The sequence below is a fragment of the Brachybacterium tyrofermentans genome (genome assembly GCF_014897585.1).
GTDB classification, from domain to species: domain Bacteria; phylum Actinomycetota; class Actinomycetes; order Actinomycetales; family Dermabacteraceae; genus Brachybacterium; species Brachybacterium tyrofermentans.
This window is the reverse complement of record NZ_JABUXW010000005.1, coordinates 123,050-149,358: the sequence shown is the minus strand read 5'-3', so window position 1 is coordinate 149,358 and position 26,309 is coordinate 123,050. Positions and strand designations below refer to the sequence as shown.

Sequence of the window (26,309 nt, the reverse complement as noted above, 5' to 3'; positions counted from 1 at the left end):
GACGAGGAGGACCATGATCGAGACCGCAGGCGAGAGCGCACGGGCACCCGAGGACATGGTGTCCAGCGACCCCTGGGACCACGTGATCCTGATGGACGAGGACCGGACCCCCCTGGGGCTCGCCCCCCGCGCCACCGTCCACACCGCCACGACACCGCTCCACCTCGCCTTCTCCTGCCACGTGGTGCGCGAGGACGGCCTGGTGCTGCTCACCCGTCGTGCCCTGACCAAGCGCACCTGGCCCGGGGTCTGGACCAACTCGTTCTGCGGGCATCCGCGCCAGGGAGAGTCCTTCGCCGAGGCGGTCGGCCGCCACGCCCTCCATGAGCTGGGCCTGGAGGTGCACGGGGTGCGCGAGGCGCTGCCGGACTTCCGCTATCGCGCGGTCGACGCCTCCGGAGTGGTCGAGAACGAGATCTGCCCCGTCTTCGTCGCCGACGCCGCCGGTGACCCGACACCGAATCCCGAGGAGGTCATGGACCTGCGCTGGGTCGCCCCCGGCGACATCGCCGCGCTCGCGGACCTCGCGCCCTGGGCCCTCAGCCCGTGGATGGTGTCCCAGGTCCCCGATCTGCGCGAGAGCCTCGTCCCGTCGGCCGCGCAGTCGTCGGTCCCGGTTCCCGGATCTGCGCCTGCGGGCAGATCATGAGCGCCCGCGACCACGGCGCCGTGGACCGGGAGATCGCGCGCCTGCTCAGGGGCGGCGCCCCCTCCTCGACCGCCGACCACCGCGACCTGTGGGACGCCTTCGCACGGGCTGCCGACGGGGGGAAGCGGTTCCGACCGGCGCTGCTCGCCGCCACCCACGGCGCTCTCGGCGGCGTGCGTGAGGAGGCCGCGATCCAGGTCGCCGCCGCCCTCGAGCTGCTGCACACCGCCTTCGTGGTCCAGGACGACGTGATCGACGGCGATCCGACGCGACGCGGCGTGCCCAGCCTGCCCGGCAGCTTCGCGCAGGAGGTCCGACGGCACGGGGCCTCCGCCGCCGGCGCCCGCCGTTATGGCGACGCGGCCGGCATCCTCGCCGGCGACCTCGGTCTGCTCGCGGCGTTCCGGGCGATCGCCCGCTGCGAGGCCCCCGCCCCCGTGGTCGACCGCCTGCTGGATCTCGTCGAGAGCACCGTCCACGCCTCCGCGGTGGGCGAGCTCGCCGACGTGCGCCTGCAGCTGAACCTGCGGCCGGGCCTGGAGCCCGATCAGGCGGAGCAGTCCGCAGCGCTCCGGGACGCCCTGGCCGTCGCCGAGTTCAAGACCGCCGTCTACTCCTTCCAGTTCCCCCTCCACGCGGGTGCGCTGCTCGCCGATGCCGACGATCCGACCCTCGCCGCCCTCGACGAGATCGGTGGCCTGCTCGGCATCGGCTTCCAGCTGTTCGACGATCTGCTGGGGCTGTTCGGCGAGGAGCGCCGCACCGGCAAGAGCACGCTCGGCGACCTGCGCGAGGGCAAGCGCACCGCGCTCATCGCCCACGCGACCACCACCGCCCAGTGGCCCCAGCTCCAGCCGCTGCTGGGCCGGCCGGACCTCGAGGCCGAGGACGCCCGTCGCGCCCGCACACTGCTCACCGACAGCGGTTCCCGCGCGTGGACGGAGGAGCTCGCCCGCTGGCACCTGACCAGCGCCGTCTCCTCCGCGATCCGCCATCGGCTGCCGGCCGCCCTCGTGCACGCCCTGAGCACAGCGACCGAGGAGATCCTGCGGACCGCCGACCTCATGCTCCCCTCGCAGCCGCCGTCGACCCCGGGCGCGGGGTCGGATCCGACGGTGGCCCCGTCGGCCGATCGCGCCGAGAAGGACACGTCCCTGCACGGGCCCACCGCACTCGGAGCCTCCGCTCAGGGAGCCCCGGCGCACCGCACCCCGGCGACGACAGGACCCTCCTCATGAGCACCTCGGATCGCAGCACCTCCGACCGCACCACTCCTGGGCCCCAGGCCCCGCTGGTCCTGGTCACCGGCGCCACCGGCTACATCGGCGGCAGGGTGATCCCCGAGCTGCTCCGCGCCGGCCTGCGGGTGCGCGCGATGGCTCGGCACGCCGACCGGCTCGACGGGCGCTCCTGGCGGGACGACGTCGAGGTGGTCGAGGCCGACGTCATGGATGCCGCGACGCTGGCCGATGCCCTGGACGGCGTCGACGTCGCCTATTACCTGATCCACGCCATGGGCTGCGGCAAGGGATTCGCCGACCACGACCGCACCGGGGTGCAGAACTTCGCGGACGTCGCGGCACGGTCCGGGGTGCGACGGATCGTCTACCTCGGCGGCATCCATCCCGAGGGTGAGGAGCTCTCCGCGCACATGGCCTCCCGGAAGGAGGTCGGGGACGTGCTCCTGGCCGGCGAGGTCCCTGCCGTGGTGCTGCGCGCCGCGGTGATCCTCGGCTCCGGCAGCGCCTCCTTCGAGGTGATGAGTCACCTCGCCGAGCGTCTCCCGGTGATGATCGCCCCGCGCTGGGTCCACAACCGCATCCAGCCGATCGCCGTGCGCGACGTGCTCCACTACCTCGTCGGCGCAGCCCGCCTCGAGGGCGCACCGAACCGCACCTTCGACGTCGGCGGGCCCGACGTGCTCACCTACGCCGGCCTGCTGCGGGCCTACGCCCGGGTCGCCGGGCTGCGACCACGCCGGATCCAGGCGGTCCCCGTGCTCACCCCGCGCCTGGCGAGCCACTGGATCGGCCTGGTCACGCCGGTCCCCACCGGGATCGCCCGCCCGCTGGTCGAGTCGCTGATCCACGACTCCGTCGCGGCGGAGTCCGACCTCCGTGGGCTCATCGCCGATCCCGAGGGCGGGCTCACCGGGGTGGACCGTGCCATCTCCCTCGCCCTGACCCGGATCCACGAGCTCGACGTGAGCACCGCCTGGCACTCCGCAGCGCCGGCCGGGGCTCCGTCTGCCCCGCTACCCGAGGACCCGCAGTGGGCCGGCGGCATCGTCCGCGGCGACGAACGCAGCCGGCGCGTCGCGGCGACCGCGGAGACGCTGTGGTCCGTCGTCGAGGGCATCGGCGGCGCGAACGGCTGGTACTCCTGGCGTCTCGGCTGGGTCGCCCGCGGGCTGATGGACCGGCTCGTCGGCGGTCCGGGACTGCGCCGCGGTCGCCGTCATCCGCAGCGCCTCTCGGTGGGCGATGCCCTGGACTGGTGGCGGGTGGAACGGATCGAGCCGGGCCGTCTGCTGCGCCTGCGCGCCGAGATGCGCGTCCCGGGTGAGGCCTGGCTCGAGCTGCGGGTCGAGGCCGAGGCCGACGGCGGCTCGCGCCTGCACCAGCGCGCCATCTACCACCCGCGCGGCCTGCTCGGGGACGCGTACTGGTGGGCCGTCTGGCCCTTCCACGGCATCGTCTTCGGCGGCATGCAGCGCAACATCGCCCGCGCCGCCGAGGGTGCCACCACCAGTGCTCCCACCGCCCACCCCCGCACCTCCCGTCGACCCGATCAGGAGTCCACCTCATGACGATACTCCGCCGCGGGGCCGTGACCCTCGCCTTCCTGGCCGCCATGGTCGGCACCGCCATCGGCGTGGGTGCCGTCGGCGGGGACCCGATCGCCGAGGCCGCGGGCGGGCTGCTCGCCGCGGACTCCACCCATCTCGCCCCGGCCTCCTCGGCGTTCTCGATCTGGTCGCTGATCTACCTCGGCCTCGGTGCCTACACCCTGTGGCAGTGGTGGGACCCCCGTGATGAACGCTTGATCGCTGCGCCGGCCATCGCCTCGCTGCTGCTGAACGCCGCCTGGATCCTCGTGATCCAGGCCGGCTGGGTGTGGGTCAGCGTGCCGGTGATCGCCGTGCTGCTGGGTGTGCTGGCCCTGCTGTTCCACCGGATCACGGTGCACCCGGCCCGCAGCCTCCTCGAGCGGGTCGTCGTCGACGGCACCTTCGGCCTGTATCTCGGCTGGGTGAGCGTGGCGACCTGCGCGAACATCGCCGCGGCGCTGAAGGGTGCCGGCTTCCTGGGCTTCGGGGTCCCGGAGGTGCTCGCCGTCGTGGTGCTCGCGGTCGTCGCCGCGCTCGGCATCGCCCTCACGGTGGCGGGGCGGCGCCCTATCGCCGCGCCGGCTGCGATGGTCTGGGGCCTGGCCTGGATCGCCGTGGGCCGGGCCGCCGACGCCCCGCACTCCCCCGTCGTCGCGAGCGCCGCCGTCACCGCGGCTGTAGTGATCACGATCGCCGCGGACACCGGGTGGCTGCGCGACCGACGGGCACCGGACGGGACCGTGCGATGAGCACCCTGCGCCCGCCCGAGGCGCCCGGCGCCCACTACAACCGGGTCGCGCAGCGCAGCGCGTGCACCGTCATCGCGGGCTACTCGACCTCGTTCGGCTGGGCCGTGCGGCTGCTGGAGGAACCGGTGCGCACGCATGTGCGCAGCATCTATGCGCTGGTGCGCGTGGCCGACGAGACGGTGGACGACCCCGACCCGCTGCTGCCGAACACGCTGCGTGCCCAGATGCTCGACGACCTCGCCGCCGAGACGGCGCGCGCGGTGCAGCGGGGCCGTTCCACCAACCTCGTGGTGCAGGCTTTCGCGATCACCGCCCGACGCCACGGCATCGGCCCCGAGCTGCTCGACCCGTTCTTCGCCTCGATGCGCGCCGATCTGGCCGTCTCCGAGCACGACCAGGCGAGCCTGCAGGAGTACGTGCACGGCAGCGCCGAAGTGGTCGGGCTGATGTGCCTGCGGGTCTTCGTCGCCGGGGACGACGCCGCCTTTGCGCGGCTGCGGGAGCCTGCGCAGAGCCTGGGCGCCGCGTTCCAGAAGGTCAACTTCCTGCGCGACCTCGCTGAGGATCACGACCAGCTGGGTCGCACCTACTTCCCGGGGCTGGACCCCGAGAGCTTCTCCGACGCGCATCGCGACCAGCTGCTCGACGACATCGACGCGGATCTCGACCGCGCCGCCGCCGCGATCCCCCACCTGCCCGGCGGCAGCCGTCGGGCCGTGGCCGCCGCGCACGGGCTGTACAGCGCGCTGTCCCGCCGGCTGCGGGCCGCCCCCGCCGCGGAGATCCGCCGCACCCGGGTACGGGTCCCCGATCACGAGAAGGCGCAGATCCTCGCGCGCGTGCTGCTGGGCCGGCGCGCATGAGCGCCTCCGAGACTCGCCCCTCCATCGCCAGCGCTTCCGACCCCCGCACAGCGGTCGTCATCGGCGGCGGGATCTCCGGACTCGCGACCGCCGCCCTGCTGGCCCGCGACGGCTACCAGGTGGACCTGGTCGAGGCGCGCGAGGAGCTCGGCGGCCGCGCCGGCTCGTGGGAGCGCGACGGCTTCCGCTTCGACACCGGCCCCTCCTGGTACCTGATGCCCGAGGTCTTCGACCACTTCTTCCGCCTCCTCGGCACATCGTCCGCCGAGCAGCTGGACCTGCGCCCCCTGGACCCGGGCTACCGCGTGCTCTTCGAGGGATACGAGGAGCCGCTGGACCTCCACGCCTCCGCCGCCCGCAATGCCGACGCCTTCGAGAAGATCGAACCCGGCGCAGGACGCCGGCTCGCGGAGTACCTCGACTCCGCCGGGAACACCTACGACCTGGCGCTGAAGCACTTCCTGTATACGTCCTTCACCTCGCTGCGAGGATTCCTGGACCCGGCCGTGATCACCCGGGCACCCCGGCTGCTGGCGCTGCTCGCCGAGCCCCTCGAGCGGTTCGTCGCCCGGCGCTTCCGGGATCCGAGGCTGCGCCAGGTGCTCGGCTATCCGGCGGTGTTCCTCGGCTCCTCGCCGGACCGCACCCCGAGCATGTACCACCTGATGAGCGCCCTGGACCTGACGGGTGGGGTGCAGTATCCGCAGGGCGGCTTCGCCACGCTGATCGATGCCGTCGTCCGTCTCGCCGAGCGCGAGGGCGTGCGCCTGCACACCGGCACCCGCGCCACGCGGATCCTCACCGCTCCGAGCGCCGCCGAGCGCGGAACCCGGGCCCAGGGACCCGGGGCGCTCCGGCACCCCCAGAGGCTCCGGAGACCCGAGGTGCAGGGAGTCGAGGTGCGAACGGCCGACGGGGACCACCGCACCCTGCGCGCCGATGTCGTCGTCGCCACCGCGGACCTCCATCACGTGGAGACCGCTCTGCTGCCGCGCCCGCTGCAGACCTATCCGGAATCGTGGTGGCGGCGGCGCACGAGCGGCCCCGGCGCCGTGCTGGTGCTGCTCGGCGTGCGGGGCGAGCTGCCGCAGCTGCAGCACCACACCCTGCTCTTCACGCGCGACTGGCACGAGAACTTCGGGGCGATCCGCGAGGGACGCGTCCCCTCCCCGGCCTCGTCCTACGTGTGCCGACCCTCGGCGACCGATCCGTCGGTCGCCCCGCCCGGTCACGAGAACCTGTTCGTGCTGGTCCCCGTGCCGTCGGACCCGTCGCTGGGTCACGGCGGCGAGGACGGGACCGGCTCCCCCGCCGTCGAGCGCATCGCCGACGAGGCGATCGCCCGGATCGCCGAGCAGGCCGGGGTCCCCGACCTCGCCGAGCGCATCGTGGTGCGCCGCACGGTCGGTCCGGCCGAGTTCGCCGAGGATCTCGGAGCCTGGCGGGGCAGCATGCTCGGCCCGGCCCACACCCTGCGGCAGAGCGCCTTCTTCCGCGCCGGCAACGCCTCCCGCCGGGTGACCGGGCTGCTGTACGCGGGCTCCAGCACTCTGCCCGGCATCGGCCTGCCGATGTGCCTGATCAGCGCGGAGCTCATCGCGAAGAGGCTGCGGGGCGACCGCTCCTCCGCGCCGCTGCCCGAACCTGCTGCGCGGACGGCCACGAGCAGCGGGGTCGACGCCTGATGGCCGGGCTGTACCTCGCCGCGCTGCTGGTCCCCTCGGGATGCATGGTGCTGCTGGACCGTCGCTTCCGCCTCGTCCTGTGGAGCACGCCGCGGAGCTCCGCCCGGGCCCTCGTGCTCACCCTCGGAATCGGGATCGTCTTCTTCCTGCTGTGGGATCTCGCCGCGATCGCCTCCGGCCACTACCGCACCGGTCAGAGCCCGGCGATGACCGGCATCGAGCTCCTGCCCGATCTGCCCCTCGAGGAGCTCGTGTTCGTCAGCTTCCTCGCCTACACGACGCTCGTGCTGTGGGGGCTGCTCGCCCGCGCGATGCCCCGGAGGAGAGAGAGCCGGAGGAGGGCGGGATGACCTACGCCCTGCTCGCCGCCCTCTTCCTCCTGCCCCCGGTGCTGGTGACGGCGCTCGCCGCCGTGGTGCGTCGGCCCGGACCACGCTGGTGGGCGGTGACCGCCGGGACCGTCGTCGGGCTGCTGCTCCTCACGATCGTGTTCGACTCCGCGATGATCGCGGCGGACCTGTTCCGGTACGACGAGTCCCAGCTGAGCGGGCTGCGGATCGCGCTGGTCCCGGTGGAGGACCTCGCCTGGCCGCTCGCCGCCGGACTGCTGCTGCCCTCGCTCGCCCTGCTGCTGAACCCCCTCGAGAAGGACCGATGACCACGACCACCGATGCCCCCGGTGCAGTCCGCCAGCTGGTGGGCTCCTCCCGCCCGCTGAGCTGGATCAACACCGCCTATCCGTTCGCGGCGGCTTACCTGCTGGCCGGCGGCGGCCTCACCGTCGCGCTCGTGCTCGGCACGGCCTTCTTCCTCGTGCCCTACAACCTGCTCATGTACGGCGTCAACGACGTCTTCGACCACGAATCGGACCTGCGCAACCCCCGCAAGGGCGGCGTCGAGGGGATCGTGCTGGACCGCCGCTGGCACAGGCTCACCCTGTGGTCCGCCGGGCTGCTCGCCCTGCCCTTCGTCATCGCGCTCCTGCTGCTCGGCTCCCTGGCCTCCGCCCTCGTGCTCCTGGTGGTGCTGGCAGCGGTGGTCGGGTACTCCGCGCCGGGGCTGCGTCTCAAGGAGCGTCCGGTGCTGGACTCGCTCACCTCGTCGACGCATTTCGTGGGCCCCGCCGCCGTGGGCCTGGCCCTGTCCGGCGCACCGCTCACCCTCGCCGCCCTCGCGGCGCTGGCCGCGTTCTTCCTGTGGGGCATGGCCTCGCACGCCTTCGGCGCCGTGCAGGACATCGTGCCCGACCGCGAGGCCGGGATCGGATCGATCGCCACCGTGCTCGGGGCGCGCACGACGGTTCGCCTCTCGCTGGCCCTGTACACCGCCGCCGGGCTCCTCATGCTCGCCGCCGGATGGCCCGCACTGCTGGCAGGACTCCTGGTCATCCCCTACATCGCGAGCATCTGGCCGTACCGCTCGCTGTCCGACGAGCACGGCGACCGCGCCCGTCCCGGCTGGCGGCGGTTCCTGGGCCTGAACCTGCTCACCGGGTTCCTGCTCACCCAGCTGCTGATCTGGATCGCCCTGCGGAGCTGACGCCGCGCCCCCGCCGCTTCGTCATCCCGCCGCCCTTCGATCGTCGACCCTCGACCGATCGGTCCACCCCGAAGCCGGACCATCCCGACTACTTCACCCAGTGGAAGAAGGAGAAGAACAATGCGTGAGACCGTCGGAGAGAAAGTCTTCCGCACCGTCGTGCTCGTGGTCCTCACGGTGTTCGTCGTGGTGCCGCTGTACGTCATGATCACCACCTCGCTGAAGCCGCTGGGCGATGTGCAGGCCGGGTTCTCGTGGATCCCCACCACCCTCACCATCCAGCCGTTCATCGACATGTGGTCGACGGTGCCGCTGGCGAAGTACTTCATGAACTCGCTGATCGTCACCTCAGTCGCGACCCTGTTCAGCGTCGGTGTGGCGACGCTCGCCGCCTACGCCGTCTCGCGCTGGCGCTTCCGCGGCCGCGGCCCGTTCATGACCACGGTGCTGTCCACCCAGATGTTCCCCGGCGTGCTGTTCCTGCTGCCGCTGTACCTGATCTTCGTGAACATCGACGCGACCTTCGGGATCCCGCTGGTGGGCACCCGCATCGGCCTGATCATCACCTATCTGACGTTCTCGCTGCCCTTCGCGATCTGGATGCTGGTGGGCTACTTCGACGGCATCCCCCAGGAGCTCGACCAGGCCGGCAAGGTCGACGGCGCCAGCAACCTCACCATCCTGCTGCGCATCATCCTGCCCGCCGCGCGGCCCGGCATCGTGGCCGTCGCGATATACGCCTTCATGACGGCCTGGGGAGAGGTCCTGTTCGCCTCTGTGCTGACCACGGAGGAGACCCGTACGCTCGCGGTGGGGCTGCGGCAGTACGCCACGCAGACCAACGTCTACTGGAACCAGGTCCTCGCCGCCTCGCTCGCGGTGTCGATCCCGGTGGTCGTCGGCTTCCTCATGATGCAGAAGAACTTCGTCGCGGGCCTCACCGCCGGTGCCGTGAAGTGACCCGCCCCGGCGAGACAACCCGCCTCGGCCTCCCTCCGGAAGGAACCCCATGGAGATCTCCGTCCAGATGTACAGCGTGCGCGAGGCCCTCGCGTCCGATTTCCAGGGCACGGTGGCGCGCCTGGTCGAGCTCGGCCTCACCCACGCCGAGCCGTTCCGTCTGCTCGAGTACCGCGATGAGCTGGTGCGCGCCCGCGAGCAGCAGGCGATCGACTTCCCCAGCGCCCACCAGTCCTTCCTGGGTGAGGACACCGACTTCGCCGCGGTGCTCGACGCCGCTCAGGCCGTGGGCGTGCAGTATCTGATCGACCCGTCGTGGAAGGCCGAGGACTGGGCCGACGCCGGGACGGTCCGCGCCGTCGCCGCGAGATTGAACGAGCGAGCCGAGCAGGCGTCGGCCGCGGGCATCCGCGTCGGCTATCACAACCACCACATCGAGCTCTCCTCGCAGCTGGAGGGCCGCAGCGCCCTCGAGCTCTTCGCCGACGAGCTCGATCCGCGGGTCGTGCTCGAGGTCGACACCTACTGGGCCGCGGTGGGCGGGGCCGACGTCCCCGCCCTGCTCGGCGCGCTCGGCGAGCGCGTGCAGCTCGTGCACCTCAAGGACGGCGACCTCTCCACGGACGCCTCCACGCAGCTCCCCCTCGGTGAGGGTGCCATGCCGCTTGCCCAGACCCTGGACGCCTCGGCGCACGTGGCCCTCGGCGTGATCGAGTTCGACGCGTACGCAGGGGACATGTTCGACGGCATCGCCGCGTCGCTCGCCCACCTGAACAGCGCTGTCTGACCCGACGTACGGCCCCCGCACCATCCACGCCCCGCACCCCGGGGCCCGCTCTCCCGCATCACGAAGGATTGTCTCCATGACCTCCCAGGACCAGACCGGCCCCGTCGGCGTCGGCATCATCGGCGCCGGCACCATCTCCGGCCAGTACCTCGAGAACCTCACGTCCTTCCCGGACGTCACCGTGCACATCATCGGCGACCTCTACCCCGAGGCCGCACAGAAGCGCGCCGAGGAGTTCAACGTCCCCGCCTTCGGCACCACCCAGGACGTGCTGGACCACCCCGAGGTCGAGATCGTCATCAACCTGACGATCCCCACCGCGCACGCCGAGGTGTCCCAGGCCATCGTCGCCGCGGGCAAGCACGTGTGGACCGAGAAGCCGATCACCACGGTCCCGGCCGACGCGACGGCCCTGCTCGAGGCGGCCGAGAAGGCGGGCGTGCGCGTGGGCGGCGCTCCCGACACCGTGCTCGGCGCCGGCATCCAGACCGGTCTGCGCACGCTGCGCGAGGGCTCCATCGGCGCTCCGACCAGCGCCCTGACCCTGTTCCAGTCCCCCGGCCCCGAGTCCTGGCACCCGAACCCGGCCTTCCTGTTCCAGGAGGGCGCCGGGCCCCTGTACGACATCGCGCCGTACTACACGACCACCCTCGTGCTCGCCCTCGGCCCGGTCACCTCGGTCAGCGCCGTGGGCTCCAAGGCCCGCGAGCAGCGCACCATCGGCTCGGGCCCCAAGGCCGGCGAGGTCTTCGACGTCACCGTTCCCACCCAGGTCGCGGCTCTGCTGCGCTTCGAGTCCGGGCAGAACGCGACCGTGCTGCTGAGCTTCGACTCCCCGCACACCCGCACCGGTTTCGTCGAGGTGTACGGCACCGATGCGACCCTCGCGTTCCCGGACCCCAACGTCTTCGACGGCGACTCGGCGCTGACCGAGTACCGCGGCGAGACGGCCACCCCGATCCCCGCCACCGGCGCCGTCACCGGCCGCGGGCTGGGCGTGCTGGAGATGGCCCGGTCGATCCGTGCCGGCGTGCCGCACCGGGCCCAGGGTGCGATCGCCGCCCACGTCCTGGACGTCATGGTGGGCATCGAGACCGCCATCACCGAGGGGTCGATCGTCGAGGTGAGCTCCACCTTCGCCGAGGTCGAGCCAATGCCCGCCGACTTCGACCCCTTCGCCACGACCCTCTGAGTTCTGCTGATCGAGCCGTGCATTACCTGCGTTCTGCCTCCCTGGAACGCAGGTAATGCACGGCTCGATTCAGGTGGACCGACCTGCGCCGGTCAGCCGAGCAGGATCCCGGCGATCGCGGCGCTCATGAGGTTGGCCAGGGTGCCGCCGAGGATCGCCTTCAGGCCGAGCTGGGCGATCTCGGAGCGTCGGCTCGGGGCGAGGCCGCCGAGCCCGCCCAGCAGGATGCCCAGGGAGCTGAGGTTCGCGAACCCGGTGAGGGCGAACGTGGTGATCGCGGCGGTCTTCGGGCTGAAGCTGCCGATCTCGGGTCCGAAGCCGGCGAAGGCGACGAACTCGTTGACCACGACCTTCTGCCCCACGTAGCTGCCGGAGCTGACGGCCTCGCCCCAGGGCACGCCGATCATGGCCATGATCGGGGCGAACACCCAGCCGAGGATCTGCTGGAAGGTGAGGTCACCGGCCCCGAACCAGCCGCCGACCGTGCCCAGCAGCAGGTTGATCAGGGCGATCAGGGAGATGAAGGCCAGCAGCATGGCGCCGACGGTCGCGGCGAGCTTGAGCCCGTCGGCCGCTCCTCCGGCCGCGGCGTCGATGACGTTGGCGTACTGCATCTCCTCGAGATCGTCCTCGGTGGCGTCGGCCTGGTCGGCGTTCTCATCCTCGGCCGACGAGGACGAGGCCACCGTGTCCGCGGCCGCGCCGTCGGCCGCCTTCGCGCCCCGTCCCCCGGAGCGCTTGTTGCTGGCCTCGACCAGGGCAGCTTCCCGCGCCAGGGCGTCGGGGTCATCCTCGGGCACCAGGATCTTGGCCATGAGCAGGGCACCCGGGGCGGCCATGAAGCTCGCCGCGATCAGGTATTCCAGCGGCGCGCCCAGCAGCGAGTAGCCCACGAGCACGGAGCCGGCGACGGTCGAGAGCCCGCCCACCATCACCGCGAACAGCCCGGAGCGCGAGAGCCGCTTGATGTAGGGACGGATCACCAGGGGCGCCTCGGTCTGGCCCACGAAGATGTTGGCCGCAGCGTTCACGGACTCCGCGTAGCCGGTGCCGAGCAGCTTCCCGAGGCCGCCGCCCAGCAGCGCGACGAGCTTGGGCAGGATCTTCCAGTGGTAGAGCACCGCGGTGAGGGAGGCGAAGAAGATGATCACCGGGAGCACCTGGAGGGCGAAGACGCTGCCCTCTCCGTCGGCCGGGATCAGGGGCCCGAACAGGAAGGAGATGCCCTCGGCGGAGGTGTCGATGACGGATTGGAAGGCGGCCGAGACCTTCCCGAGCGCCCATTGGCCGGGGCCCCAGTACAGGACCATCACTCCGAAGGCCACCTGCAGGGCGAGGGCACCGATCACGGTGCGCAGCCGGATCGCCCGGCGGTTGCTGGAGAGGGCGACGGCGATCAGCAGGAGGCCTGCCATTCCACCGAGGCCCCAGAGCAGGTCGACCATCACGCTCACCTCATGACTGCAGATCGGGAACCGGGAATCGGGACCAGAGCCCCGATGCGCGCGCCAGTGTAGGGGCCGACGCCCGGCGGCCCAACCGTCGCCGGTGACAGCGCCGATGACCGAAGATGGACCGTGCACGGATCCCCCGGATCCCCGATCGACCCGCACCCTTGGAGCACTCATGGACCCGACGCCGCACGGCACCCCGCACCGGGAGGCGCTGCTGGCGCACCTCACGGAGTTCCTCGGGGATCAGTACGTCATCGCCACCGACACGACGGTTCCCGGCAGCGCGACAGGTCCCGATGTCTCCTCGGGGCTCCCCGCCCCGATCGACCTGGCCGTGTTCGCCCCGTCGGAGCAGGTTCCCCACGCCACCCTGGTCACGCTCGGTCTGTCCGAGAGTCCGATGCGCACCGAGAGCGGCGAGGAGTACCGGCTCGAACTGCTGATGGGTCTTCCCGCAGGATGGCCGGGCATCGATCCTCCCCAGCCCGAGCTGCTGGAACAGAACCCGAACTCCTGGCCGCTGCATCTCCTGCGGGACACCGCGCGGATCCCGGGTGAGGACGGCTCCACGCTGGACTGGGGCCACAGCATCACGAATCTGGGCACGTGCTACGACCCGTCGGTCCCCTTCACCGGGGCGCTGATCGGCCCGCCCTACGGATACCCGCCGCAGCTGATGAACGCGCCGACCCCCGCCGGTGGCGTGCAGATCCTCGCGGTGCTCCCGGCCACCGACGAGGAGCTCGCGCTGAGGGTCTCCGTCCCCTCAGGTGGCGACATGGTGCTGGACCGCCTCGAGCGGGCCGGGGTCACCGCGGTCCTCGATCCGGCGCGCGCATCCGTGACCGACGGGCCGGCGCCGTGGCGAATGCATGTGCTGCTGCGGGAGCCGGCCGAGCATCTGGGTCAGGTGCTCGAGGGGGTGCTGCCGAACATGGCGGAGCAGCTCGGCGCGCAGGGCATCGACGAGTTCGTGCTGCCGATCGGTCCCGAGCCGCTGCGCTGGCGGGTGGGCGGGCGCTTCGCCCCGTCGGCCCTCGCAGACGACCTCGAGCTCGCCGCGCTGCCGGAGCAGGAGCTCGCCGTGCTCCGCGAGGCGATCACCAGCCACGCCACGGTGCTCACGCTCTCCCCGGAGCGCCCAGGCGACGGCGCGACCGTGGCCGGCGCAGCGGCGATGGCGCAGCTGCTGGTCGAGGCCGGAAAGGCCCTCGCGATCTGGATCCCCCATCAGCGGCATCTGACCACCGCCGCACAGTTCTCGGCAGATATCGCGGCCGGGCTGCCCACCACGTGCCGGGTCCACCCCGAGTCGGCGCTGGTCAGCATCGGCGCCGACGGACCCGGCGCGGACGACGCCGCACGGACCGCCGGGCTCGCGGCGCTCGGCGGCGCGGAGGTGCGGTTCGCCGCGCCCGAAATGACCACGACGCAGAGGATCGGCCGTCTGCACCGGATGATCGCCGACTGCGTCGAGGAGGTCGGCGTCGTCCCGACGGCGGGCCAGCAGGCACGCGTGGACGGCACGACCTACGAGCTGCGACTCGACGCTGCGGCGGGCACAGGTACGAGTACGGATGCGGGCACGGGTCCGGGAGTCGGGTCGGAGGTCCCGGAGCAGGTCCTGCAGATGGTCCCGATCAGCCCCCGGTAGGTTGAGCCCATGGACGCCGACCACCCCCTGCACGTGCGGGCCGACGACACCGCCCCGCCGGATGATCACCTGGTCGCCGAGCTCACCGAGCTGCTGGACTCGGTGGCCGGCCTCGAGGCGATGGCCGAGCGCATGGCTCTGCTCGCCGACCCGCGCCGCCTGCGGATCCTGTTCTGCGTGCACGCCCACCCCGGGGTGCGCAGCTCGGACATCGCCCGGGCCATCGGGGCGAGCGACTCGACCGCCTCGCATGCGCTGGCCCTGCTGCGCGAGGCGGGATGGGTGCGGGCACGACGCGCGGGCCGCGAGGTGCGCTACGAGCTGGCCGACGGGTTCGCCCACTCCCTCCTGCACGATCTCGGCTCCGACCACCTGCCCGGCATCCACCACCACGTGCACGCCTCCGAGGCCTGAGCGTCGACAACCAGCGGCACCGCCCTGCTCCCTGAGTGCCGGATACTTGTAGAGTCCTTCAAGTAGTTCTTCGGACGGTGAGCGGACAGCAGGAGGTGCGGCCATGGCGACCACGACCGGCGCCCGTCGTCCCGACCTCACCGACCCGCTCGGCGTGCGCTCCCGCGCCCGGCGCTCCGCCCTGGTGCTCCTTCTGCTCGCCGCGGCCACCCTGCTCAGCCTGCTGATCTGCCTGGGCATCGGCCCGGTCCCCATCGCCCCCGGCACCACCGCGCAGGTCATCGCCCAGCACCTCGGGCTGACTCCCGCTCCGGCCACGGGATCCGCCGCGGACTCGGCCACCGAGGCGATCATCTGGACCGTGCGCCTGCCCCGGGCCCTCATGGGAGCCGCCGTCGGCGCCTGCCTCGCGATCAGCGGCGCCGCCCTGCAGGCGATGGTGCGCAACATGCTCGCCGACCCGTACATCCTCGGCGTCTCCGGCGGCGCCTCGACCGGAGCGGCGGCCGCGATCCTCTTCGGTGTGGGCGCGGCGATGGGCGAGTACGCGCAGTCGGTGCTCGCCTTCGTCGGGGCCCTCGGCGCGGCCCTGCTGGTGTTCGCGATCGCGCGGGCCGGCGGGCGGGTGACCTCGCTGCGCCTGCTGCTGTCCGGGGTCGCCGTCGGCTACGCGCTCACGGCCGTGACCAACCTGCTGATCTTCTCCTCGGACTCCGCCGAGGGGTCGCGCTCGGTGATGTTCTGGATGCTGGGCTCGCTGTCCCTCGCACGCTGGAACGCCTTCCTGCTGATCGCGGTGCTCGCCGCCGGGATCGGCACGCTCATCATGCTGCTGGGGGCGCGGGTGCTGGACGCCCTCAGCGCAGGCGACGAGATCGCCCACGGCCTGGGCATCTCCCCGGACCGTGCCCGCATCGGCTTCCTGATCGTGGTCTCGCTGTGCACCGCGGCGGCGGTCGCCGGGGCCGGCTCGATCGGTTTCGTCGGCCTCGTGATCCCGCACCTCGCCCGCCGCCTGGTCGGCGCCCGGCACCGGGTGCTGATCCCGGCGAGCGCCCTGCTGGGCTCGCTGTTCCTGCTCTGGGCCGACGCCACCGCCCGCATCGTCATGCAGCCCCGCGAGCTGCCCATCGGGGTGATCACCGCGGCGATCGGCGCACCGTTCCTGCTGATCCTCGTGCGCCGGATGTACGCCCGACAGCACTGAGCGCCCCACTCCATCCCTCTCCCCCGCCCCAGAAAGAGGTCCCCATGGATCTGTCCGCCGCCCGCCGTCCGTCCGCCGGCACCCTCAGCCGCCGCTCGGCGCTCGCAGGGCTCGCCGGAATCCTCGGGATCAGCGCGACGGCCTGCAGCTCGGGGACCGCCGGCGGCTCGACGTCCGGCTCAGAGGGAGCCGCCGGCTTCCCGCTCGAGCTCGCCAACTGCGAGGCCACGCTGACCTTCGACGCCCCGCCGCAGCGGATCGTGCTGCTGGAATCCGCGCCCGTGACCACGCTGGACGGGATCGGGGTGCTGGACCGGGTCGTCGCCCGGGCCGGGGTGTTCCCCCCGGGGTACTACGACGAGGAGCTCGACGCCCGGGTCGAGGAGATCCCGACGCTCTCGGACGACATCGACGCCTCGGGCCACCTGCAGATCTCCCAGGAGATGGTGATCGCCCAGACGCCGGACATCGTGTTCGGCCTGCCCGACGGCGTGACCCGCGAGGCGATGGCCGACGCCGGCGCGCAGGTGGTGGTCCAGGACATCTACTGCGGCACGGACGACGAGCGGGCGAGCTTCGAGACCCTGTACTCCACGATCGCCACCTACGGCCGCATCTTCGACCACGCGCAGGAGGCGGAGGACCTCACGGCTGCGCTGACGGACCGCGTCGCCGTCGTCTCCGAATCCGCCCAGACCCTCCGCGCCACGACGGCCGCGGTGCTCTACCCCTCGCTCGGCGGCGGTCCGCTGTACACCTACGGCGCGGGCTCGATGGTCACCGCGCAGCTCGATGCGCTCGGTATCGAGAACGTCTTCGCCGACACCGCCGAGAGGGTGTTCGAGATCAGCTCGGAGCCGCTGCTGGCCGCCGACCCGGACGTGCTGATCGTGCTCTACCAGGGAGAGGGCGACGGCAGCGACGTCACCGCGGAGATGACCGCCCAGGATCAGCTGACCGGGCTGCGCGCGGTGCGGGACCAGGCCGTGCTGCCCCTGCTGTTCAACTTCGCCGAACCGGCGTCCCCGCTGGTCGTGGACGGGCTGGAGAGGATCCACGAGTGGCTGCTCGAGATCGAGGGATGACGTCGGCGGCCGGCGTTCCCGATGCATCGCAGGCCCCGCCGATCCTCGAGGCCCGCGGCCTCACGCACACCTTCGGGACCGAGCCCGTGCTGCGCGGGGTGGACCTGTCGGTGTCGGCCGGCGAGATCGTCGGCCTCGTGGGCCCCAACGGCAGCGGCAAGACCACCGCCCTGCGAATCCTGCACCGCGAGCTCGTGCCCGACGCCGGGTCGGTGCTGCTCGGAGGCCGCGAGCTGGGCGGCTACTCCGGGCGCGAGCGGGCACGACGCATCGCCGTGATGGCCCAGGAGATCACGGGCGAGGTGCCGCTGACCGTGGCGGACGTGGTGCTGCTGGGCCGCGTCCCCCACTCCAGCACCTTCGGTTCGACGTCCGATGCGGACCTGCAGATCGCGACCCGGGCGCTCGAGGACTCCGGCGCCCTGCACCTGGCCCGGCGGGAGTTCGGGCTTCTTTCCGGTGGGGAGAAGCAGCGGGTGCTGATCGCGCGGGCGCTCGCCCAACGACCGCATCTGCTGCTCATGGACGAACCCACCAACCATCTCGACATCGGCTCCCAGCACCACGTGCTGCAGATCGTGCGCACCAAGGGCGTGGCGACCATCGTGGTGCTGCACGACCTGAACCTCGCCGCCCGCTACTGCGATCGGGTCATCGTGCTGGCCGACGGCCTCGTGCACTCCGCGGGCCCGCCCGGCGAGGCACTGCCCGCCTCCCTGGTCAGCGCCACCTACGGGGTCGCCGCCGAACGGGCCACGGCCGACGACGGCACCGCGCAGTTCCTGTTCCGCGGGCAGGAGCCGCCCCCCGGCCCTGCCGCACCCGGCCCGTCGGCCGCACCTGCCGCACCCGGCGCACCCGGCGCACCCGGCGCACCCGCCAGCCCCCTCTTCCCCACCGCCTCCACCCCCGAGGAGCCCGACGTTGACGCCCACCGCCGACCCCGCCCAGGCCCGCTGGAACGACTACTGGACCCGATACGCGGCCGAGTACGACGAGCACCAGCTGTGCCGCCTCGCCCACCCCGAGGAACGTGAGACCTGGTCCCGGGTCTGGACCGAGGTGCTCCCGACGGGGGCGTCCACGATCCTCGATGCAGGAACCGGCAGCGGGAATATGGCCCTGCTGCTCGCGGGCTCGGGCCACACGGTGACCGGGATCGACCTGGCCACGGGCATGCTCGAGCAGGCGCACGCCAAGTGCGCGGACCATCCGAATCCGCCGACGTTCCTGGTCGGGGACGCCGTGGATCCGCCCTTCGCCCCGAGCACCTTCGACGCGATCGTCTCGCGGTACCTGCTGTGGACGCTGCGCGATGCCCCCGCGGCGCTGTCCCGCTGGTACGAGCTGCTGCGCCCCGGCGGGGTGCTCGTGGCGGTCGACGCCGCCTGGTTCCGGGGCGAGGAGGAGCTGCCGCGCGGGACCGAGCGGCAGGACCACTTCGCGTCGGCCTACGACGCGGAGGCCTTCGAGCGCCTGTCCTTCGGACGCGCCGGCACCGAGCAGATCATCGCCGAGTGGGAGGCGGCCGGTTTCGCGGACGTGCGCGCCGATCCCCTGACCGAGGTGCTCGAGCTGGATCGTGCCCACGGCGTCGCCCCCGGCCACTCCCCGCAGCTGCAGCGACGCTTCAGCGCGCGCAGACCCGACTGACCACCCCTCGCGCGACCGCGCTATATACAACACTGTGTCTCACACACTATGGTGTGAGACATGAGCGAGTCCTTCGACACCCACCTGCAGGAGCTGAGACGCGGCACCGTCGTGCTCGCATGCCTGCAGCTGCTGCGCACCCCCGGCTACGGCTACAACCTGCTCGAGCAGCTCGCGGCGCACGGTGTCCTCACGGACGCGAACACGCTCTACCCCCTGCTGCGTCGGCTCGAGAAACAGGGCTTCCTGACCAGCGAGTGGAACACCGAGGACACACGGCCCCGCAAGTTCTACGTCACCTCGGCGGAGGGCATGAGCCTGGCCGACACCCTCAGCACGGAATGGCACGACCTCACGCGATCGATCGCATCCGTCACCGATGACCCGGGCACCCCGGAGGAGAACTGACATGGCCACCTCACTCACCGAGCGCTATATCAGCGCCACCATCACCTCCCTCCCGCCGGACGCGCAGGACGACGTGCGCGCAGAGCTCGAGGGCTCCATCGCGGACGCCATGGAAGCTCGCCTCGACCAGGGCGAGGAGCCGACGTCGGCCGAACGCGAGGTGCTCACCGAGCTGGGTGACCCCGCCGCCCTCGCAGCGGGCTATGCCGACCGTCCGCTGCACCTGCTGGGCCCCCGCTACTACCTCGCCTGGAGGCAGCTGCTGAGGACCCTGCTGATGATCGTGCCGGTGTGCGCTGTCCTCGCAGTCGCCCTCGCACAGGTGATCGCCGGCGCCTCGATCGGCGCGATCATCGGGCAGGCGATCGGCGTGGGGGTCACCGCCACGGTGCATCTGGTCTTCTGGGTGACGCTGGTGTTCGTGCTCCTCGAGCGTGCCGGCGCGGACACCGGCCCCGGCTGGGACGTGGATCAACTGCGCGAGCCGACCTCGACGGGGACGGGCCGGGCGGACCTCATCGCCTCCCTCATCCTGGCCGCGGCCGGCGTGGTCGCCCTCCTGTGGGACCACTTCATCGGCTTCCTCAGGATCGACGGGGAGTCGCTGTCGATCCTGAACCCCGGGCTGTGGCCCTGGGCGATGGCCGGCCTGCTCGCCCTGATCGCCCTCGAGGCGGTCCTGGCCGTCATGCTCTCTGCGAACGGTCGTTGGACCGTGCGGCTCGCAGTGCTCAACACCGTGCTCGCCATGCTGGCCATGACTCTGGTGCTCACGTTGCTGGGCAACGGACTCCTGCTGAACCCCGACTTCCTCCAGACGGTGTTCATCGACAACGGCGTCGAGCCGGACTCGATGCGGGTCCTCGGAATCCTGACGTGGTTCATGCTCGTGGGCATCCCGGTGTGGGACATCCTCGACGGCTGGCTGAAGACCCGGCGCGACGCACTCCGCTGACCCCGGGTGACCCGCGGCGTCCGCGCTCAGAGCTCGGTGGTGGCGGTGCCACCGGGTGGGCGCTCCCCGACCACCTTCGCCTTGAGGATCTGCGCGAGCCCAGCGGCCTTGCCCCCGGGCAGGCCCCAGAACTGCGCGGATTCGCCGCTGACCCGCAGCAGCCCCAGGTCCGGGTCGTCCGGACCGTCGGGGAAGTAGGCGGCCGCCCGCTTGGTCCACAGCTGTTCCACCAGAGAGCGGTCCTCGACGAACTCGGCATGTCCCGCGACCGACAGCCACGACCCTGCCTGCGAGATCGAGAGGTTCACCTGCGGTCCGCTGCGCAGCGCCTCGGCCTGGCCGCCGCGCAGTCCGACGAAGAACCAGACGTCCGCGTCGTCGGTCACGCCCTGGATGGACAGGGGGTGAGACAGGAGCTTGCCGCCCGGGAGCGCCGTGGTGAGCATGACGAGGTCGGCGTCGCGGAGCGTGTCCACCACGTCCTCCAGGGCCAGGGTGTCGTCGGTCATGAGGGGTCCTCCCGCGTCGCCGGTGCTGTCCCGGCCGACGGTACTCGCACCCTCCGATCCCGGGTACGGACCCGACCGTTCGGTACCGATACGGGCCTGGTCGCACGGGTCTCCGACGCACCGGCATCCTGCGCGCGCCCATCCCGCCTGCGACGATTTCCTGCTAGCACGCCCCTGGCCCTTCGACCACCACGCGCGGTGGTACCGGGGAAGGTCGGAACGACCCTCGGCACGGGCCCCGCAGTGCCGTATTTTGACGAACGTGACCACACACCTCGCGCAGTCCGCCCAGGATCCCGGCCTCGGCACGCCCGGCGCTGTCGCCCCCGGCATCACCGTCGGCGTCTCCGCCGCCGTGGGCCGCACCCCGCTGATCCGTCTCGACCACCTGTTCCCCGACTCGGGCGTCGAGATCCTCGCCAAGCTGGAATCCGTGAATCCCGGCGGCAGCACCAAGGACCGCCCGGCGCTCGCGATGGTGCGCGACGCGATCGCGAGCGGCCGCCTCTCCGCCGGCGGCACGGTCGTCGAATCCAGCTCCGGCAACCTCGGAGTGGCCCTGGCGCGCGTGTGCACCGCGCACGGCGTGCGCTTCGTGTGCGTGGTCGACTCCCGTACCAACACCACCACCGTGGCCACCATCCGCGCACTCGGCGGGGAGATCTCCCTGGTCTCCGAACCGGATCCCGAGACCGGCGACCTGCTCACGGCCCGGTTCCGCCGGGTCGAGCAGCTCCTGGAGCAGATCCCCGGCGCGGTGAACCTGTTCCAGTACGGCAACCCGGCGAACCCCGGCGCCCACGCAGCAGGCACCATGCGCGAGATCGCCGAGGCCACCGACCACCGGCTCGACGCGCTGATGGCCGCCGTGAGCACCACCGGCACCATCGCCGGCTGCACCGCCTACATCCACGACTCCGGCATGGCGACCCGCACGATCGCGGTCGACGCCGTGGGCAGCGTCCTGTTCGGCGGCACCGCCGCCCCGCGCCCCCTGCCGGGCCTCGGGGCGGGCGTGGTCACCGACATCTCCCGCACCGTCGAGCCGGACCAGGTGGTGCGCGTGAGCGGTGCGGACTGCGTGGTCGGCGCGCGACTGCTCGCCCGCCGCGAAGGGATCCTCGCCGGTGCCTCCACGGGCGGGATCGTCCACGCGCTGGGCACGCTCGTCCCCCGACTGGAACCCGGCACACGGCTCGCATTCATCGTGCACGATGGCGGAGTGCCCTATCTCGAGACCGTCTACGACGATGCCTGGGTCCAGCAGACCCTCGACGCCGATGCCGACGCCCTGGCCGCAGCGACCTCGTCCCTGCTGGCCACTGCCGCGCGTGGCTGAGCGCGCCCCCGGAGCGCCCCTGCGCCTGGTCGTGATCGGGGCCGGCCCCAAGGCCCTGTTCGCCCTCGAGGAGCTCGCCGCGCTGCTGGTCGGTCACCCGGAACCCGTCGGGCGCCCTGGGGCCGGCTCCCCGCGAGAGCTCCTGGAGATCACTGTCCTCGACCCCGGCGAGCATCCCGGCACCGGAGCCGCCTACGACCTCTCCCAGCCTCCCGAGCTGCGGCTGAACGTCGGCTCCGGGATCCTCGATGCCCCGGCTGCCGGCGCCTTCGCATCCTTCCCGGACTGGGCGGCGCGGGAGCATCCGGAGCTGGCCGAGGAGCCGTACCCGCCGCGCGCCGTCGTCGGCCGCTATCTGACCGAGCGCTGGCAGCGGATGCTGGAGTCCCTCGCCCCGTTCGGGACTGTCCGCCTGCTCCGCGACCGCGCCGTCGCCGTCCATCGGGACGCCGACGGATGGCTGGTCTCGCGAGGGGAGGGCTCGGCGCCGCTCGCGCCGGCCGACGCAGCTGAGACCCCCGCAGCTCCGGCTGGCGAGATTCCCGCCGACGAGGTGCTCGTGGCGACCGGCCACGCGGCGGGGCACGACAGCTCCCTGGCGACCGCGCGGGCCTCAGGCCGGTGGTCTGCTGGGCTGCCGCTGCGCCCCGCCGTCCTGCCGGTCGGGACCATGCTCGCGGCGGCTCACGTGCCACCCGGGTCCCGGGTGGCTGTGCGGGGTGGGGCCCTGACCTTCATCGATGCTGCCCTCACGCTCACCGTCGGCCGCGGCGCCCGCTTCCACCCCGATTCCGCCGGATCCGGGCGGCTGCTCCACGAGCGCAGTCCCGAGGAGCCGTCTGCGATCCTCCCCACCACCCGCCACGGCCTGCTCCTGGAGGCGAAGCCCGATCCGGGAACCGCCCTGCCCGACGCTGCTGAGGCGGCGATCGAGGAGGGCCGACGCCAGCTGGCGTACGAGACCTCCCTCTCCGGCTCCCTGACCCCGGATCAGGTGCTCGAGATCGTGCTGGGCGTCGCCGCTCGGTTGCTCGACGATGTCGATTCCGATGTCGATGTCGATGTCGATGTCGACACCGGCTCGGCGCCAGCCCTCGCCGTGCGCCGCACGCTCGGCGAGGGCTCCGATCCCGAGCTGCCCTCCGGGCCAGGACGCGCCGCGGAGGCGCTGCGTCGCAGCGTGGCCGTCGCCGAGGGCAGCCGGAAGCCAGGGCCCAGCTGGGCCCTCGGCCGCGCCTGGGTGCTGATGTATCCCCAGATCACCGCGGCGCTGCGAGACTGCACGGTCGACGAGACGGCCTGGTCCCGGTTCCGGGAGGCCGAGCTGGTGCTGGACCGCTTCGCCTTCGGGCCGCCCCTGGACACCGCGCGCGAGCTGCTCGCGATGGTCGACTCCGGCGCGGTGGACCTGTCCTGGGTCGACGCCGGCACCACGATCACCGCGCAGGGGATCCAGGGCCTGCCCGCCGGCTCTGCCTCGGCCGATGTCGTGGTCGATGCGGTCCAGCCCCCTCCTGGCCTGGTCGGCGTCTCCGATCCGCTGGCGCGACACCTGCTGGAGACGGGCCTGGTGTCGGTGCGTCCCGGCCGTCGCGGCGCGGTCATCGACCCCGACGCCACCGCGATCGCGCCCGACGGGAGTCGCGTCGAGGGACTGGCGCTCCTGGGCCGGCCGACGGAGGACCACGTGATCGGCCACGACACCCTCAACCGCCATCTGCATGCCGAGCCGGGGCTCTGGGCTCGCCGCCTCGGCGCTCGACTTCTCGGCGCACGCCGTCCCAGCCCGCGCCGTCCCAGCCTGCAACGACCCGACGTCCCCGACGTTCCCGACGATGCGGATCTCCGGTCCGGCTGCCAGGGCCTGCCTCCGCTGACCGCGCGCCTGGAGCCGTGGATGCGCGAGCTCCTCGCCGATCCCGTCGCCTGCCGCGACCTGCTCGAGGATCACGGCAGCCCGCTGAACGTGCACGACTTCTCGGCGCTGCCCCGCAATGCCTCCGAGCTGTCGGACGCCGCCGCAGAACAGGGCGTCGACCTGCGCATCTTCGTGGCGCGCAAGGCGAACAAGACCCTCGGTCTGATGACGGCGGCGCAGAACGCCGGGCTCGGGCTCGACATGGGCAGCGAGCGCGAACTGGAGCAGGCCCTCGAACTCGGTGTCCCGGCACAGGACATCGTGGTCACGGCGGCCATCAAACCGGCCCCGCTGCTGCGCCTGGCACTGACCTCCGGGGCGATGCTGGTGCTGGACAACCTCGACGAGGCCGCCGCGGTCGACGCCCTGCTCGCCTCGCCCAGCTCCGTCCCGGCCCCCACCCGTCGGCCCGTCGCCCTGCGGCTCGCGCCCACGCCGAGCGAGACCGTCGGCCCCACCCGGTTCGGAGAATCCGCGCGCACCTGGCGCGAGTGGGCCCAGTCCCGCGACCCCGTCCAGGACGCTCTGCGCCTCGACGGCATTCACTTCCACCTGCACGGCTACGACCCCCTCGCCCGCGCCCATGCCCTCGCCGAGGCGGTCGGCCTGGTCGATGCCCTGCGTGCGCTCGGTCACCGACCTCGGTTCATCGACATCGGGGGTGGGATCCCCATGTCCTACCTCGACGACCCCGAGGAATGGGCCACCTTCTGGAGCGCGCACGAGGACCGGACCGGCACAGCGGATAGCTCGCTGACCTGGCGCGGGGAACCGCTGCGACAGGTGTATCCGTATCACCAGGACGTGGTGCGCGGCCAGTGGCTGACCACCTTCCTCGCCGCCGAGGTGGACCCGGGGACCACGGCCGCCGACGCCCTGCGCGAGCGCGGCCTGGAGCTGCGCTGCGAGCCCGGGCGCTCGATGCTCGACGGCTGCGGCATGACCCTGGCCCGAGTCGTCCAGCGCACCTCCACGAGCGACGGGATCCCGCTGGTCGGGCTCGAGATGAACCGCACCCAGTGCCGATCCACCTCGGATGACTTCCTCGTGGACCCGGTGCTGGTCCGCGCCGGCGCCGTGCCGCCGCAGAGCACATCGGAACCGGTGGACGCGTTCCTGGTGGGCGCCTACTGCATCGAGGCGGAGCTGATCCAGCGTCGACGTCTGCGCTTCCCACACGGGGTCCACCGAGGAGACATCGTGGCCCTGCCCAACACCGCCGGCTACCTCATGCACATCCTGGAGAGCGCCTCGCACCAGATCCCGCTGGCCTCCAACATGGTGCAAGGCCCGGACGGTTGGCGGCGCGACCGGATCGACGCCGTCTCCCCGCTGCGCCCCTGGGCGGACCCTGCGAGCTGACCCGCTCTCATCCGGCCTGCTGCCCGGCATGTCGGTCCGGCTGCCGCCCGGCATCTCGTTCCGGCTGCTGCCCGGCATGTCGGTCCGGCTGCTGCTCGGCGCGGCGGGTCGCCGCCCAGCTCGCGAGCAGCCTCATCCGCTCCTCGGACTGCGAGCCCGGCTCGGCGGAGTAGACGATCATCGCGCGACCCGGCTCCGCCGTGAGCACGAGCTCCTCGTAGGCGACGGTCAGCTCGCCGACCACCGGATGCTCGAAGCGCTTCGTCCCGGACCCGTGGGTGTGCACGTCGTGCGCACCCCACAGCCGGCGGAAGGTGTCACTGCACGTGGACAGCTCACCCACCAGGTCCTGGAGCGTCGTGTCGTGCGGGTCCTTCCCGGCTTCGACGCGCATGCTCCCCACGCACATCTGCGCGAACCGCTCCCACTCGGGATAGAAGTCCTTCGAGGCCGGATCGAGGAACTGGAAGCGGGCGAGGTTGGGGATCCGTCCCGCCGTGCCGTCACCGATCAGCGGCGAGTAGAAGGCGCGGCCCAGCTCGTTGGTCGCCAGCAGGTTCTGGTACTGATCGCGCACGAAGGCGACGCCGTCGGTCAGGGAGTCCAGCGCCCACTGCAGGGCGGGGCGCACCGGAGCGGGGGTCGCGGCGCTGCGCCGACGGGGCCGGCCCGACGTCGGGATGCCGTCCGCCGCGCGGGCCAGATCCAGCAGGTGGATGCGCTCCGTCTCGTCGAGCTGCAGGGCCGTGGCGACCGCATCCAGCACGGAGGCCGACGCCCCGGCGATCGCCCCGCGCTCGAGCTTGGCGTAGTACTCGACGCTCACCCCGGCGAGCATCGCGGCCTCGCTGCGACGCAGCCCCGGCACCCGACGGGACCCGCCGCCCGCGGGCAGCCCTGCGGCCTGCGGCGTCACCTTCGCACGGCGCGACATGAGGAATTCGCGAACCTCGGCTCGATTGTCCATGCCGCCACCTTAGGACCGCGCGAGCCGCGCCGCCCGGCCGGAGAGGTCCCCTGCCGGTACACCCCTCGGCAGGGACTCCCCCAGGCCGCGTGCAGGTCGTGGAATGGGGTCATCACCCGAGCGATCCCGG

Annotated in this window: 25 protein-coding genes; 22 read left to right on the top strand and 3 right to left on the bottom strand. The window is 72.3% G+C overall.

Annotation, left to right across the window (positions count from 1 at the left end; translation table 11 throughout):
• Positions 1–13: 13 nt before the first annotated feature.
• The 12 genes from idi to INT49_RS05180 all read left to right on the top strand — a co-directional run bounded on the left by idi (position 14) and on the right by INT49_RS05180 (position 11,254).
• Complete coding sequence (gene idi, locus INT49_RS05235; RefSeq protein WP_404801943.1) at positions 14–649, top strand: isopentenyl-diphosphate Delta-isomerase; 636 nt, start codon at positions 14–16, stop codon at positions 647–649.
• The gene (locus INT49_RS05230) at positions 646–1,887 is read left to right on the top strand and encodes a polyprenyl synthetase family protein (protein WP_193116659.1); all 1,242 of its coding nucleotides are present in this window, start codon (positions 646–648) and stop codon (positions 1,885–1,887) included. Before idi ends, INT49_RS05230 begins: the two co-directional genes overlap by 4 nt.
• Positions 1,884–3,458: an SDR family oxidoreductase gene (locus tag INT49_RS05225; RefSeq protein WP_193116658.1), complete on the top strand. Its 1,575-nt coding sequence runs from the start codon at positions 1,884–1,886 to the stop codon at positions 3,456–3,458. Before INT49_RS05230 ends, INT49_RS05225 begins: the two co-directional genes overlap by 4 nt.
• Positions 3,455–4,228 (top strand): tryptophan-rich sensory protein, encoded by a 774-nt coding sequence (locus INT49_RS05220; protein ID WP_193116657.1) that lies wholly within the window; start codon positions 3,455–3,457, stop codon positions 4,226–4,228. The genes INT49_RS05225 and INT49_RS05220 overlap by 4 nt, the downstream gene beginning before the upstream one ends.
• Entirely contained in the window at positions 4,225–5,091 is an 867-nt protein-coding gene (locus INT49_RS05215; protein ID WP_193116656.1) for a phytoene/squalene synthase family protein, read from the top strand. Before INT49_RS05220 ends, INT49_RS05215 begins: the two co-directional genes overlap by 4 nt.
• Positions 5,088–6,776, top strand: a complete 1,689-nt coding sequence (gene crtI / locus INT49_RS05210; RefSeq protein WP_193116655.1) for a phytoene desaturase family protein — start codon at positions 5,088–5,090, stop codon at positions 6,774–6,776. Before INT49_RS05215 ends, crtI begins: the two co-directional genes overlap by 4 nt.
• Complete coding sequence (locus INT49_RS05205; RefSeq protein WP_193116654.1) at positions 6,776–7,126, top strand: lycopene cyclase domain-containing protein; 351 nt, start codon at positions 6,776–6,778, stop codon at positions 7,124–7,126. The genes crtI and INT49_RS05205 overlap by 1 nt, the downstream gene beginning before the upstream one ends.
• Entirely contained in the window at positions 7,123–7,434 is a 312-nt protein-coding gene (locus INT49_RS05200; protein ID WP_193116653.1) for a lycopene cyclase domain-containing protein, read from the top strand. The genes INT49_RS05205 and INT49_RS05200 overlap by 4 nt, the downstream gene beginning before the upstream one ends.
• Positions 7,431–8,315 (top strand): prenyltransferase, encoded by an 885-nt coding sequence (locus INT49_RS05195; RefSeq protein WP_193116652.1) that lies wholly within the window; start codon positions 7,431–7,433, stop codon positions 8,313–8,315. The genes INT49_RS05200 and INT49_RS05195 overlap by 4 nt, the downstream gene beginning before the upstream one ends.
• A gap of 120 nt (positions 8,316–8,435) precedes the next feature.
• Entirely contained in the window at positions 8,436–9,275 is an 840-nt protein-coding gene (locus INT49_RS05190; protein ID WP_193116651.1) for a carbohydrate ABC transporter permease, read from the top strand.
• Between the two features lie 49 nt (positions 9,276–9,324).
• Positions 9,325–10,062 (top strand): sugar phosphate isomerase/epimerase family protein, encoded by a 738-nt coding sequence (locus tag INT49_RS05185; protein ID WP_193116650.1) that lies wholly within the window; start codon positions 9,325–9,327, stop codon positions 10,060–10,062.
• 76 nt (positions 10,063–10,138) lie between these two features.
• Positions 10,139–11,254, top strand: coding sequence for a Gfo/Idh/MocA family protein (locus INT49_RS05180; protein WP_193116649.1), 1,116 nt, complete (start codon positions 10,139–10,141; stop codon positions 11,252–11,254).
• Positions 11,255–11,346: 92 nt separating this feature from the next.
• Here the strand turns inward: INT49_RS05180 and INT49_RS05175 are convergent, their stop codons facing one another.
• Positions 11,347–12,699: a NupC/NupG family nucleoside CNT transporter gene (locus tag INT49_RS05175; protein WP_193116648.1), complete on the bottom strand. Its 1,353-nt coding sequence runs from the start codon at positions 12,697–12,699 to the stop codon at positions 11,347–11,349.
• A 181-nt stretch (positions 12,700–12,880) separates the two neighbouring features.
• On the opposite strand from INT49_RS05175, the gene INT49_RS05170 reads away from it, so the two are divergent.
• The 8 genes from INT49_RS05170 (at position 12,881) to INT49_RS05135 (ending at position 20,084) form a co-directional block, all read left to right on the top strand.
• Positions 12,881–14,362 (top strand): suppressor of fused domain protein, encoded by a 1,482-nt coding sequence (locus INT49_RS05170; protein ID WP_193116647.1) that lies wholly within the window; start codon positions 12,881–12,883, stop codon positions 14,360–14,362.
• Positions 14,363–14,371: 9 nt separating this feature from the next.
• Positions 14,372–14,776: an ArsR/SmtB family transcription factor gene (locus INT49_RS05165; RefSeq protein ID WP_193116646.1), complete on the top strand. Its 405-nt coding sequence runs from the start codon at positions 14,372–14,374 to the stop codon at positions 14,774–14,776.
• Between the two features lie 103 nt (positions 14,777–14,879).
• Positions 14,880–15,983, top strand: coding sequence for a FecCD family ABC transporter permease (locus tag INT49_RS05160; protein WP_193116645.1), 1,104 nt, complete (start codon positions 14,880–14,882; stop codon positions 15,981–15,983).
• Positions 15,984–16,027: 44 nt separating this feature from the next.
• Entirely contained in the window at positions 16,028–17,068 is a 1,041-nt protein-coding gene (locus tag INT49_RS05155; RefSeq protein WP_193116644.1) for an ABC transporter substrate-binding protein, read from the top strand.
• Entirely contained in the window at positions 17,044–18,105 is a 1,062-nt protein-coding gene (locus INT49_RS05150; RefSeq protein ID WP_319021518.1) for an ABC transporter ATP-binding protein, read from the top strand. The genes INT49_RS05155 and INT49_RS05150 overlap by 25 nt, the downstream gene beginning before the upstream one ends.
• Positions 17,993–18,721, top strand: coding sequence for a class I SAM-dependent methyltransferase (locus INT49_RS05145; RefSeq protein WP_193116643.1), 729 nt, complete (start codon positions 17,993–17,995; stop codon positions 18,719–18,721). The genes INT49_RS05150 and INT49_RS05145 overlap by 113 nt, the downstream gene beginning before the upstream one ends.
• A gap of 60 nt (positions 18,722–18,781) precedes the next feature.
• Positions 18,782–19,129, top strand: a complete 348-nt coding sequence (locus INT49_RS05140; protein ID WP_193116642.1) for a PadR family transcriptional regulator — start codon at positions 18,782–18,784, stop codon at positions 19,127–19,129.
• A gap of 1 nt (position 19,130) precedes the next feature.
• Entirely contained in the window at positions 19,131–20,084 is a 954-nt protein-coding gene (locus tag INT49_RS05135) for a permease prefix domain 1-containing protein (protein WP_193116641.1), read from the top strand.
• 26 nt (positions 20,085–20,110) lie between these two features.
• Here INT49_RS05135 and INT49_RS05130 read toward each other — a convergent pair whose 3' ends face one another.
• The gene (locus tag INT49_RS05130; protein ID WP_193116640.1) at positions 20,111–20,593 is read right to left on the bottom strand and encodes a pyridoxamine 5'-phosphate oxidase family protein; all 483 of its coding nucleotides are present in this window, start codon (positions 20,591–20,593) and stop codon (positions 20,111–20,113) included.
• Positions 20,594–20,855: 262 nt separating this feature from the next.
• On the opposite strand from INT49_RS05130, the gene sbnA reads away from it, so the two are divergent.
• Positions 20,856–21,932 carry a 2,3-diaminopropionate biosynthesis protein SbnA gene (sbnA, locus tag INT49_RS05125; protein ID WP_319021517.1) on the top strand — a complete coding sequence of 359 codons (1,077 nt, stop codon included), beginning with the start codon at positions 20,856–20,858 and terminating at the stop codon, positions 21,930–21,932.
• Complete coding sequence (locus INT49_RS05120; protein ID WP_193116639.1) at positions 21,925–25,212, top strand: FAD/NAD(P)-binding protein; 3,288 nt, start codon at positions 21,925–21,927, stop codon at positions 25,210–25,212. Before sbnA ends, INT49_RS05120 begins: the two co-directional genes overlap by 8 nt.
• Before the next feature lie 7 nt (positions 25,213–25,219).
• Here INT49_RS05120 and INT49_RS05115 read toward each other — a convergent pair whose 3' ends face one another.
• Positions 25,220–26,179 (bottom strand): helix-turn-helix domain-containing protein, encoded by a 960-nt coding sequence (locus INT49_RS05115; protein WP_193116638.1) that lies wholly within the window; start codon positions 26,177–26,179, stop codon positions 25,220–25,222.
• Between the last annotated feature and the right edge of the window lie 130 nt (positions 26,180–26,309).